The organism is Micromonospora sp. HK10, from assembly GCF_000982955.1.
Lineage (GTDB): Bacteria > Actinomycetota > Actinomycetes > Mycobacteriales > Micromonosporaceae > Micromonospora.
In genome coordinates, this window is the sequence record NZ_KQ058724.1 from 1 (window position 1) to 11,514 (window position 11,514).

Consider the following 11,514-nt stretch of genomic DNA (forward strand, 5'->3'; position numbering starts at 1 on the left):
TGACGCCGCCCACCGCGCGCTGCCGCCGCCCACCGCGCGCTGACCCGGCGGCGGTGCGGCGGCCGCGCGGCGATCAGCGCCCGTCGGCGGCGGAGCTCCCGGCTCCGGCGGCCTTCGCGTGCCGCTCGCGCAACCGGTCCCGGATCTCTTCCGGGGTGTACGCCCGCCGCCGCCGCTCGGCCCGGGCCACGACGACGCCGGTCGCCGCGACGCCGGCGAGACCGGCCAATCCGAGCACCTTCCACCAACGCATCCGTTGCCGCATCGGCCTAGGGTAGTCCTTCATGAGCATCAGCCTGGACGAGGCCGTGGAGCTGACCCGCACCGGCGACCTGTGGGTGTTCCGGGGGCGCAGCATGCCCGACCGGGCCATCCAGTTCACCACCAACAGCCCGGTGAACCATGTGGGTATGGCAGTGGTGCTGGACGACATGCCGCCGCTGATGTGGCACGCGGAGCTGGGCCGCTCGCTGCCGGACATGTGGACCGGCAGCCACCAGCGTGGCGTGCAGCTGCATGACCTGCGGGACGCGGTCTGCGTCTGGGCCAACCGGTACGGCCAGCGGGCCTGGCTGCGTCAGCTCGACCCGCCGGCCGACCCGGCCATGGAGGAGGCCGTGCTGCGCACGGTGGCCCGCCTCGACGGCACGCCGTTCCCGTCCACCGCCCAGCTCGCCTGGCGCTGGGCCCGGGGCCGGGTGCCGGAGCTGCGCCGCCGGGGCTGGTCCGGTGCGGACCGTGGCGCGCCGGCCGAGGGGGATCGGTCGGGTGCGGACCGGGTGGTGCCGGTGCGCGACCGGGCGTTGGAGACGGCCTACTGCGCCGAGGTGGTCGCGGTGACCTACGAGGCGATGGGGTTGCTGCCCGCCGGCCGGCGGCCCAACTGGTACGACCCGGGCCGGTTCTGGAGCGGCGACGACCTGGACCTGACCGGGGGCGCCCAGCTCGGCGCGGAGATCGAGGTACGGATCCCGCCGCGCTGACCAGGTTTGCCGGCACCGCCCACCGGTAATGGTGAGCCTCGTGACGGCTTCGACGGACCTGGACGCGCTGACCGACTTCTTCGACCGGTACGGCGTGGCGCTGACCAGCGCCGACGTGCCCGCCATCGCCGGCTGTTACGCGCTGCCGGGGATGGTGGTCGCCGACACGTACAGCTTCTCGTTCACCTCGCCGGCGGCCGTGGCGCTCAGTTTCGTCGGCGCGGCGCCCGACTACCAGGAGCGCGAGTTGGTGGCGGCGCACGCGCAGATCGAGGACGTGCAACAGCTCTCCGCGCTGCTCACCGAGGTGGCGGTGCGCTGGGAGTTCCTGGACAGCCAGGGCCGGGCGGTGCCCGGGGAGAGCTATCGCTATCTGCTCCGGGCCACCGACGACGGCCCGGCCATCTGCACCGTGATCCGTACCGCCGGATGACGCCGCTGCGGCGGCCGGCCACGCGGGCCGGCCGCCGCAGCGTACGGGTGGGTCAGCGGTGGTGGCTTCCGGCCCACTGGTCGACCGCGGGGGCCGCGTGCAGGCCGGGCTCGTGCAGGCCCTCCTCCTCCACCTGGCCGATCCGGCGGTAGGTCTCCGGCCGGCTCGACCGCAGCACGCCGCCCCAGATCAGGCCGAGCAGGCCGGCCACCACCGGGATCGCCGGCAGCAGCCACCTCAGGTAGCTCTCGGTGTCGGGCGCGAGCAGCGCGTCGAAGTTGAACAGCAGCACCAGCAGTACGGCGGCGAGCAGGAGGGTGCCGAGCACCGGGGCGATGACCCGCTGCCAGATCGTCTCCGGTCCGCGGCGGCCGCGGAAGAAGCCCACGACGGCGGCCGAGGTGAGCGTCATCAGCAGCACGACGCCGACGGCGGCCGCGCCGGACAGCCAGGTGAACAGGTCGATGACCGGGTCCCGGCCGGTCATGGCGAACGCCAGGAACACGACCACCGCCAGGATGCTCTGGACCAGGGAGCCGGCAACCGGGGCGCCGCTGCGGCTGGACGTGGCGCCGAGGAAGCGGGGGAGGACGTTCTCCCGGCCCAGGGCGAACAGGTAGCGCGCCACGCCGTTGTGGAACGACAGCAGGGCGGCCAGCACGCTGGTGATGAACAGTACGTTGGCGATGTCCGCGACGACGGCGCCGGTGTACTGGTCCAGGGCGCCGAAGATCACGCCTGGTCCGGCCTCGGCGCTGGCCTGCGGCGTGTTCTCGGGACCGGTCAGCACGGTCAGCGCCCACGCGGAGAAGGCGTAGAACAGGCCGGTGAACGCCACCGCGATGTAGGTGGCCCGGGCCACGGTGCGCCGGGGGTCCTTCACCTCCTCGCTGTAGATGGCGCCGCTCTCGAAGCCGGTGAAACAGGCGATGGTGAAGGCGAGTACGGCCCCGAAGCCGACCCCGAACAGGTGACCAGGGCTGATGCCGGCCGCGGTGACGGTGTTGTCGGCCGGGTGGGCGAAGGCGACCAGGTCGAAGATCAGCACCACCACGCACTCGAGGACGAGCAGCACGGCCAGCACGCTGGCGTTCAGGTCGACGCGCAGGATGCCGAGCAAGCCGATGAAGACCCAGGCCAGCAGCGCCCAGATCCACCAGTCGAGGGTGATCCCGGCCTTGGCCGACATGAAGTCGGACACGATCGCCCCGAGCAGGCCGTAGAGGCCGATCTGGATGGCGTTGTACGCGGTCAGCGCGACCGCCGAGCCGGCCACCCCGCCGGCCCGGCCGAGGCCGTTGGCAATGTACGCGTAGAACGCGCCGGCGTTGGCGACGTACCGGCTCATGGCGGCGTATCCGGTGGCGAAGACGGCGAGCACGGCCGCGATCAGCACGAAGCCGAGGGCGGCGCCGACATTGCCGCTGACGGCGTACATGGTCGTGACGCCACCGCCGAGAACGGTCAGCGGCGCCGACGCGGCGACGGTGAAGAAGACGAGGTGAGCGGTGCCGAGACGGCCACGGCGCAGCCCACCGTCGGAGAAGAACGGATCGGAGGACAAGGCTTCTCCAGGGGGAGGGGAGGAGAGTGTCTACTTCGGAAGGAACGGAAGCAGGGTATTGGTGATCACGGATCGTCACAACCCCACTTCGATATCGATTTGGGGTGCGCCTGACCGACCGGGAATTGAGCTGTGCGTGGTCATGCCGTACCGTCCCGTGTCGACGATCACGGCCACCGTTCGAGGATGGACCATGACCTATCCCGGAGCACCAGCCACGTACCGGCTTGCCGACGCACTGTTCCTGATCGGCCATGACGAGTTCACCGGCAAGCCCCACGTCGCCGTGGACCGGCTGGAGTGCGGGCTCGCCGGCGCCGCGCTCGCCGAGCTGATGTTCGAGGGCCGGATCGTGCTGGACGCCGGTGGCATCGCCGCCGTCGACCCGCGGCTGTGGCAGGAGCCGCTGACCGACCTGCTGATCACCGAGATCCTGCGCCGCGGGGGCGCCCATCCGGCCCGGTTGTGGATCCGCTACCTGCGAACCCAGCTCAACATCAACGAGCGGGTCGGCACGCGGCTGGTCAGCGCCGGCGTGCTGCGCCGGGAGCAGGGCAAGCTGATCGGACGGGCCGTCCGCTGGCCCGCCGTCGACCCGAACCAGGCGGCCTCGCCGCGGGTACGGCTGACCGCCATGCTGATGCATTCCCCCGTGACTGAGCTGGACCCGGGCACCCTGCTGCTGGCGAGCCTCGCCGAGGCGGTCGGGCTCGCCACGCACGTCATCGACCCGCAGGTCGGCAACCGGGTGCACGAGTGCCGCCGGATGCTGCCGGCGCAACTCGACGGGCTGCTCGGCGCGGTGATCGGCGCGCTCGACGTGAGCACCACGACAGTGCGCCGGTGACGGCCGGCGTCCAGCTGTCACCACACATTCTCAGGCGGGGTCGCGCCACATGGGGTAGAGGCTGGGCCCGCCCGGCAGGTCGAGGGTGGCGGGGCGACGACGGAACCCGAGCCGCTCGTACAGGGCGGCGTTGCGCGGCGAGCTGGCCTCCAGGTATGCGGCGGTGCCCGCCCGGTCCAGCTCTGCCAGCTTGTCGCGCAGCAGCGCCGAGCCGACGCCCTTGCCGTGGTGCTCCGGGCGCACCGCGATGAACGGCAGGTACCAGTGCGGCTCGCCCGGGTGGTTGGCGGCCATCAGCTCGTCGAGGACGCCGAACCGCTTCATCGACTCCGGGCCGAGCGCGGCCTCCAGCTCGGCGAACTCGCCGCCGTCGTCGGCGCCGTGGTCTTCGCCGACCGGCAGCCAGAGCGTCACGCCCACGCCGTCACCGGCGATGTGGACCTCGCCGGTCCGCAGGGCCAAGGCGACGAACGGCCCGAAGAACGCGGGGTGGACCCGCGCCCGGTGATCGTCCGCCGGGAAGATCCAGCCGCTCACCGGGTCGCGCATGAACGCATCGGCGAGAACACCGGTCACGACGGCGGCGTCCGCGGTGGACGCCTGCCGGATACTGCCCTGCCACTCAGTCACTGGACACCGTCCCGCCGGCCGCACCGGCCATTGTGGTCATCGATCGGCGTGCAACCTACCAGGCGGCCCCGGCGCGCGGCAGACCCCGGACGGGACACCCGTCGTGCAACCCGCCGCGTGCGGTGACGAGTCGCGTGCGGACCGCTGCGGCGGGCCGGGGCGGGTGGAGCCCGATCCGCCAGGCCTGATCAACCGTTCTGCGCGTCTCGGCTGCCCGGACGGCCGGAACGCTCCGGCTGGCCTGTGTGTGTCGGCGCACCCTGGCTACGCTGGCGCTTCGTCAACCAGGAGAGGGGCCTCTGATGAGCGGCGGGCTGGTCCGGCCGTCCGGCGTACCGGCGGCGCGCCTCGGGCCTGTCGGTCAGTGCCCAGGGGGGCGGGGCGTTCGTGGTGCGCGGCACCGGCCCGCTGCCGGCCGGGGAGAGCGCCACGGTGCAGCTGCACTTCGGCCGTACCGGCACCGGTGACCGGCCCGGCCCGGCCGGTGCACGGTGAACGGGGCGGACTGCGTCATCGGCTGACCCCGGCGCCGGGCTGGTGACCCGTGCTGTCCGGCACCGTTCCCCGATCGCTACGCTCACCCACGGAACAGGAGAGGATCATGTCCCGCACGCGTCGTGCCCGCCCGTCGGCCGGCGCCGCCATCGCGTCGTCGCCCTGGATCGTGGTCTCGATCGGCGTGCTCGTCATGGTGGTGCTGCTGCTCGTCGCGCTGGGCGCGACCCGGAGCCGGCGTCCGTACGCCGATGCGCCGCCGCCGGACGGGCGGATGACGCTGCCCGCCCTGACGGCCACCACGGCGTCGGCGCCGCCGACCTCCGCCGCGGCTCCGGTGGCGCCCCGGGTGTCTCCCCGGTCGACGGTGCTCTCCGGCCGGCCGACTCCGAGCGGGTCGGCCACCCGGACCGCCGGCGGCGGCCGGGCGGTCCCGTCGAGGTCCGCCACCCCACCGCCGGCCTCGGCGGCCTCGCCGGCCGGGTCCTCCCCGGTTATCGGGCGGTACGGGGTGGTGACCAGCTTCGACGGTGGCTTCATCGGCCAGGTGCGGCTCACCAACACCGCCGGCGCCGCCCAGGGCTGGACGGTCCGGCTGTCCTTCCCACGCGGACGGATCACCACGTCCTGGGTGGAGAGTGCCGAGCAGGGGACCGGCACGGTCGTGGACGGCGTCTTCACCTATCGCAGCGGCGTGGACCTGAGGCCGGGCGAGGTGGTGCGGCTGCGTTTCCACGCCGAGAACACCGGCACCACCCGGCCGGTCAGTTGCACCGTCGACGGGGTGCCCTGCACCGCCGGCTGACGCATCGACCGCCGTCGGCGGGACCGCGGTCGGCCCGGGGGTGTCCATGCCTCGCTTTCGCAAGGTTGCTGCTTTGTTGCGACATGGTTTGCAAGGTATTGCAGAATGTTTCGGCAAGGGCTAGCGTGCGGGCCAATCAGCGACCAGAGAAAGGCCGTCGATGACACCCCCGCCGATATCCCGCAAGGCCCTGCTTGCCCTGGTCTTCTCCCTGGTGCTCACCCTCGTCGGCGTGCCGGTGGCCGTCCACCAGCTGAGTGCCGACGGCGACCTACCCGCCACCCCCGACGTGCTGGCCGCCGCCGGAGCGCCCCAGTGGCGCACCGAGCCGTCCGCCGAGACGTTGCTCAGGGCCGGCAACGACGACGCGAAGGCCGAGCAGTTCTACTTCGTCCTGCCGGACCGGTTCGCCAACGGCGACCGGCGCAACGACACCGGCGGCCTGACCGGCGACCGGCTCGCCACCGGCCTGGACCCGACGGACAAGGGCTTCTACCACGGCGGCGACCTCAAGGGCCTCATCGACAAGCTGGACTACATCCAGGGCCTCGGCAGCACCGCCATCTGGCTCGCCCCGATCTTCAAGAACCGGCCCGTGCAGGGCACCGGCGCCGACGTCTCGGCCGGCTACCACGGTTACTGGATCACCGACTTCACCCAGGTCGACCCGCACTTCGGCACCAACGCCGAGCTGAAGAAGCTGGTCGACCTCGCGCACCGGCGCGGCATCAAGGTCTACCTCGACATCATCGTCAACCACACCGCCGACGTGATCCGCTACGCCGAGGACAGGTACGGCTACGTCGACAAGAAGACCGCGCCCTACACCGACGCGCAGGGCCGGGCCTTCGAGGACCGCAACTACGCCGACGGCACCCGGGACTTCCCGCGGGTCGGCGCCGGGTCGTTCCCGTACACCCCGACCTTCGCCAGCCCGGCCGACGCGAAGGCCAAGGTCCCGGCGTGGCTCAACGACCCGACCATGTACCACAACCGGGGCGACTCCACCTTCGCCGGGGAGAACAGCGAGTACGGCGACTTCTTCGGGCTGGACGACCTCTGGACCGAGCGCCCCGAGGTGGTCCGCGGCATGACCGACATCTACGCGCAGTGGATCGGCAAGGCCGGCGTCGACGGTTTCCGGCTGGACACCGTCAAGCACACCAACCTCGACTTCTGGCCGCAGTTCACCCGCGGCATCAACACCGCCGCCGCCCGGGCCGGCAAGCCGGACTTCTTCATGTTCGGCGAGGTCTACAGCGCCGACCAGGAGATCGAGTCGACGTACGTGCGGCGCGGTGGGCTGCCGGCCACCCTGGACTTCTCCTTCCAGGAGGCCGCCCGGGGCTACGCCGCCGCCGACGGCTCCGCCAAGGCGCTCGCCGACGTGTACGCCAGGGACGACCTGTACGCCGCGCGGAACACCGACGCCAACCGGCTCACCACCTTCCTCGGCAACCACGACATGGGCCGGATCGGCTCCTTCATCGCGGCCACCGGCGGGGACGACGCCGCCCAGCTGCGCCGCGACCAGCTCGCTCACCAGCTGATGTTCCTCACCCGCGGCCAGCCCGTCGTCTACTCCGGCGACGAGCAGGGCTTCACCGGCCCCGGCGGCGACAAGGACGCCCGGCAGGACATGTTCGCCTCGAAGACCGCGGACTACCTCGACGACGACCTGATCGGCACCACCCGCACCCACGCCGCCGACCAGTACGACACCGGCCACCCGCTGTACCGGACCATCGCGGAGCTGGGCCGGCTGCGGCAGGCCCACCCGGCGCTGCGCGACGGCATCCAGGTCACCCGGTACGCCGCCGACGGTCCCGGCGTCTTCGCCTTCTCCCGGGTCCAGCCGGCCGAGCGGGTCGAGTACGTGGCAGCGGTGAACAACGCCGCCAGCCCGCAGACTGTCACGGTGGACACCTGGTCGGCCGGCGCGCGCTTCACCGGCATCTACGGCGGCGCGGCGAACGCGACGGCGGCCGGCGACGGCAAGCTGACCGTCACCGTGCCGGCCATGTCGGCCGTGGTGCTCAAGGCCGACCGGGCCATCCCGCCGGCCGGCTCGGCCCCGACGATCACCCTCACCGAGCCGGGCGAAACCCCGGTCGCCACCACCGCCTCCGTGACCGCGCAGGTCACCGGCGACCCCCTCGCCACGGTCACCTTCGCCGCCCGGGTACCCGGCGGGAAGTGGACCCTGCTGGGCAGCGCGCACCGGGCCCCGTACACCGTCCACCACGACCTGGCCGGCCTGGCCGGCGGGACGAAGGTCGAGTACAAGGCCGTGGTCCGCGACGGCAAGGGCCGCGTCGCCAGCACCCGGTCCACCGGGGTGGTCGGCACCCCCGTGCAGGGCGCGTCGCGGGACTGGGCCGTCGTGCACTACCAGCGCCCCACCGGCGGGTACGCCGACTGGGGCCTCTACGCCTGGGGCGACATCGACCCGGCCTACCAGACCGACTGGCCGAAGGGGCAGCCGTTCGCCGGTGAGGACTCCTACGGCCGGTTCGCCTGGGTCAAGCTGAAGCCGGGAGCGACGTCGGTCGGCTTCCTGGTGGTCGACTCCGACGGCACCAAGGACGTCGCGAACGACCGCACCATCGACGTGACACAGACCGGCGAGGTCTGGGTCAAGCAGGGGGATCCGACGCTCTACCCGACCCGGGAGGCGGCCACCGGCGAGCCCGACCCGCCGGCCGACCAGGGCAGCGCGGTCATCCACTGGCGCAAGGCCGACGGGAACTACGACGGCTGGGGTCTGCACCTCTGGGACGGCGCGGCCAACCCCACCGACTGGAGCAGCCCGCTCAAACCGGAGAAGATCGACGCGTACGGGGCGGTGTTCCGGGTGCCCCTCGCGGCCGGCGCCACCGGGCTGAACTACATCGTGCACAACGGCGACACCAAGGACCAGCCGGACGACCAGCGGCTCGATTTCGCCACCGCCGGCCACGAGGTCTGGTTGCTGGCCGGAGTCAAGGGCCGGCTGCTCCCACCGGCCACCTCCGGCGTCGCCAAGGACCTCGACATCGGCAAGCAGAAGGCGCAGTGGATCGACCGGTCCACCATCGCCTGGCAGACCGGCCCCACCGACGGCAAGCGGTACGCCCTGGTGGCGGCCCCGGCCGGCGGGCTGGGCGTGGCCGACGGCGAGCTGACCGGGACGTACGCCACCCTGCCGCTGACGGCGGGGCGCAACGGGCTCACCGAGGCGCAGCGACAGGCGTACCCCCAGCTCTGGGCCTACCGGGCGGTCACGCTGGACCGGGCCGACCTGGCCAAGGTGCCGGCGGCGCTGCGCGGCCAGCTCGTGGTGACCGAGCGGGACGCGCAGGGGCACCTGCTCGCCGCCACCGGGGTGCAGATTCCGGGCGTGCTCGACGACGTCTACCGGGGCGCGACCGACGCGCGGCTCGGGCCGACCTTCACCGGCGGCGTGCCCACCCTGGCCGTCTGGGCGCCGACCGCCCGCGCGGTCTCCCTCCAGCTCTACGACTCGCCCACCGCGCCGGCGAAGACGGTGGCGATGCGCCGCGACGACCGCACCGGCGTCTGGTCGGTGCGCGGCAGCCGGGCCTGGACCGGCAGGTACTACCGCTACCAGGTCGAGGCCTGGCAGCCGGCGGTGCAGAAGATGGTCACCGCCTCGGTCACCGACCCGTACTCGGTGGCGCTGGCCCCCGACTCGACGCACAGCCAGCTCGTCGACCTGACCGACCCGGCGCTCGCGCCCGCCGGCTGGGCGAACCTGCGCAAGCCGGAGGCGGTGCCGGCGGCCAAGGCGCAGATCTCCGAGCTGTCGGTGCGGGACTTCTCCATCGCCGACCGGACCGTGCCGGCCGAGCGGCGCGGCACCTACCTGGCCTTCACCGACCCGGACACCGCCGGCATGAAGCACCTGAAGGCGCTCGGCGACGCCGGCGTGAACTACCTGCACCTGCTGCCGGCGTTCGACTTCGCCACCATCCCCGAGCGGCGGGCCGACCAGAAACAGCCGGCCTGCGACCTGGCCGCCCTGCCGCCGGACTCCGACCAGCAGCAGAAGTGCGTGGCGGCGGTCGCCGACGCCGACGGCTACAACTGGGGGTACGACCCGCTGCACTACACGGTGCCGGAGGGCGGCTACGCCGTCGACCCGGCCGGGGCGAAGCGGACCACCGAGTTCCGGCAGATGGTCGCCGGCGTCAACCGGGCCGGCCTGCGCGTGGTGATGGACGTGGTCTACAACCACACCTCGGCGGCGGGGACCGACCCCAAGTCGGTGCTCGACCAGATCGTGCCGGGCTACTACCAGCGGTTGCTGGCGGACGGCACGGTCGCGAACTCGACCTGCTGCGCCAACACCGCCCCCGAGCACGCCATGATGGGCAAGCTCGTGGTCGACTCCCTGGTCACCTGGGCCAGGCAGTACAAGGTGGACGGCTTCCGGTTCGACCTGATGGGCCACCACCCGAAGGCGAACATTCTGGCTGTCCGGGCCGCGCTGGACCGGCTCACCGTCGCCCGCGACGGGGTGGACGGGAAGAAGATCCTGCTCTACGGCGAGGGCTGGAACTTCGGTGAGGTCGCCGACGACGCCCGGTTCGTGCAGGCCACCCAGGCCAACATGGCCGGCACCGGGATCGGCACGTTCAACGACCGGCTCCGCGACGCGGTGCGTGGCGGCGGACCGTTCGACGGCAACCCGCGGCTGCAGGGCTTCGCGTCCGGGCTGTTCACCGACCCGAACGGCGATGGCGCCAACGGCTCCGCCGCCGAGCAGCGGGCCCGGCTGCTGCACCAGCAGGATCTGATCAAGGTGGGGTTGACCGGGAACCTGCGGGACTACCGTTTCACCGACTCCTCGGGCCGGCAGGTCACCGGCGCCCAGGTCGACTACAACGGCTCGCCGGCCGGCTACACCGCCGCGCCCGGGGAGGCGGTCACCTACGTCGACGCGCACGACAACGAGATCCTGTACGACGCGCTGGCGTACAAGCTGCCGCAGGGCACGTCGGCCCGGGACCGGGCCCGGATGCAGGTGCTCGCGCTGGGCACGGTGGTGCTGGGGCAGGGCACCGGGTTCGTCACGGCCGGCTCGGAGCGGCTGCGCTCCAAGTCGCTGGACCGCAACTCCTACAACTCCGGGGACTGGTTCAACCAGATCCGCTGGGACTGCGCCGAGGGCAACGGCTTCGGCGCCGGCCTCCCGCCGGAGCAGGACAACAAGGACAAGTGGCCGTACGCGAAGCCGCTGCTGGCCGACCCGGCCCTGGTGCCCGACTGCGCGGCGATCGACCTGGCCGACGCCCGGTACGCGGAACTGCTGGAGATCCGCCGGTCCTCGCCGGTGTTCGGGCTGGCCAGCGCCGACCAGGTGCAGCAGCGGGTCGCCTTTCCGCTCTCCGGTGACCGGGAGACCCCGGGCGTGCTCACCATGACCCTGGACGCCCACGGGCTGGGCGGGTCGTGGAAGTCGGTGACCGTGGTCTTCAACGCCACCCCGGCGACGGCGAAGCAGACGGTGGCCGGCCTGCGCGGCGCGAACGTGGCGCTGCACCCGGTGCTGCGCGACTCCGCCGATCCGGCGCTCCGGACCGCCTCGTTCGACCGGGTCGGCGGCACGTTCACCGTGCCGCCGCGCAGCGTGGCGGTCTTCGTGCGGAGCTGACGCCGAACGGGGTCCGGCCCCCTGCCACCGTCAGGTGGCAGGGGGCCGGACCGTTGCGCGGTCGCGCGGCGGTACGTCCGTCAGTTGAAGCAGTCCTTGAC

Annotated in this window: 8 protein-coding genes; 5 read left to right on the forward strand and 3 right to left on the reverse strand. The window is 72.6% G+C overall.

Going from position 1 to position 11,514, the window contains the following annotated elements:
* Window positions 1-73: 73 nt before the first annotated feature.
* Window positions 74-253: a hypothetical protein gene (locus LQ51_RS07330; protein ID WP_197087556.1), complete on the reverse strand. Its 180-nt coding sequence runs from the start codon at window positions 251-253 to the stop codon at window positions 74-76.
* A 31-nt stretch (window positions 254-284) separates the two neighbouring features.
* Here LQ51_RS07330 and LQ51_RS07335 point away from each other — a divergent pair, with 31 nt between their 5' ends.
* Both LQ51_RS07335 and LQ51_RS07340 read left to right on the forward strand, forming a co-directional pair.
* A complete protein-coding gene (locus LQ51_RS07335) occupies window positions 285-983 on the forward strand; it encodes a hypothetical protein (protein ID WP_046563925.1) in 699 nt (232 codons plus the stop codon).
* 40 nt (window positions 984-1,023) lie between these two features.
* Window positions 1,024-1,416 (forward strand): hypothetical protein, encoded by a 393-nt coding sequence (locus LQ51_RS07340; protein ID WP_046563931.1) that lies wholly within the window; start codon window positions 1,024-1,026, stop codon window positions 1,414-1,416.
* 52 nt (window positions 1,417-1,468) lie between these two features.
* Here the strand turns inward: LQ51_RS07340 and LQ51_RS07345 are convergent, their stop codons facing one another.
* Window positions 1,469-2,980 carry an APC family permease gene (locus tag LQ51_RS07345; RefSeq protein WP_046563926.1) on the reverse strand — a complete coding sequence of 504 codons (1,512 nt, stop codon included), beginning with the start codon at window positions 2,978-2,980 and terminating at the stop codon, window positions 1,469-1,471.
* 193 nt (window positions 2,981-3,173) lie between these two features.
* Between LQ51_RS07345 and LQ51_RS07350 the strand changes: the two genes are divergently transcribed.
* Window positions 3,174-3,827, forward strand: a complete 654-nt coding sequence (locus LQ51_RS07350; protein ID WP_046563927.1) for a GOLPH3/VPS74 family protein — start codon at window positions 3,174-3,176, stop codon at window positions 3,825-3,827.
* A gap of 30 nt (window positions 3,828-3,857) precedes the next feature.
* Here the strand turns inward: LQ51_RS07350 and LQ51_RS07355 are convergent, their stop codons facing one another.
* Window positions 3,858-4,457 carry a GNAT family N-acetyltransferase gene (locus LQ51_RS07355; protein ID WP_046563928.1) on the reverse strand — a complete coding sequence of 200 codons (600 nt, stop codon included), beginning with the start codon at window positions 4,455-4,457 and terminating at the stop codon, window positions 3,858-3,860.
* A 601-nt stretch (window positions 4,458-5,058) separates the two neighbouring features.
* On the opposite strand from LQ51_RS07355, the gene LQ51_RS07360 reads away from it, so the two are divergent.
* On the forward strand, window positions 5,059-5,757 hold the full coding sequence (locus LQ51_RS07360; protein ID WP_046563929.1) for a cellulose binding domain-containing protein: 699 nt from the start codon (window positions 5,059-5,061) through the stop codon (window positions 5,755-5,757).
* Window positions 5,758-5,917: 160 nt separating this feature from the next.
* Complete coding sequence (pulA, locus tag LQ51_RS07365) at window positions 5,918-11,413, forward strand: pullulanase-type alpha-1,6-glucosidase (protein WP_046563930.1); 5,496 nt, start codon at window positions 5,918-5,920, stop codon at window positions 11,411-11,413.
* Window positions 11,414-11,514: the final 101 nt, after the last annotated feature.

Bases quoted from the DNA above. Each gene is read 5' to 3' on its own strand.
- LQ51_RS07330 (WP_197087556.1), bottom strand. From the start codon at position 253: ATGCGTTGGTGGAAGGTGCTCGGATTGGCCGGTCTCGCCGGCGTCGCG.
- LQ51_RS07335 (WP_046563925.1), top strand. From the start codon at position 285: ATGAGCATCAGCCTGGACGAGGCCGTGGAGCTGACCCGCACCGGCGAC.
- LQ51_RS07350 (WP_046563927.1), top strand. From the start codon at position 3,174: ATGACCTATCCCGGAGCACCAGCCACGTACCGGCTTGCCGACGCACTG.
- LQ51_RS07360 (WP_046563929.1), top strand. From the start codon at position 5,059: ATGTCCCGCACGCGTCGTGCCCGCCCGTCGGCCGGCGCCGCCATCGCG.
- pulA (WP_046563930.1), top strand. From the start codon at position 5,918: ATGACACCCCCGCCGATATCCCGCAAGGCCCTGCTTGCCCTGGTCTTC.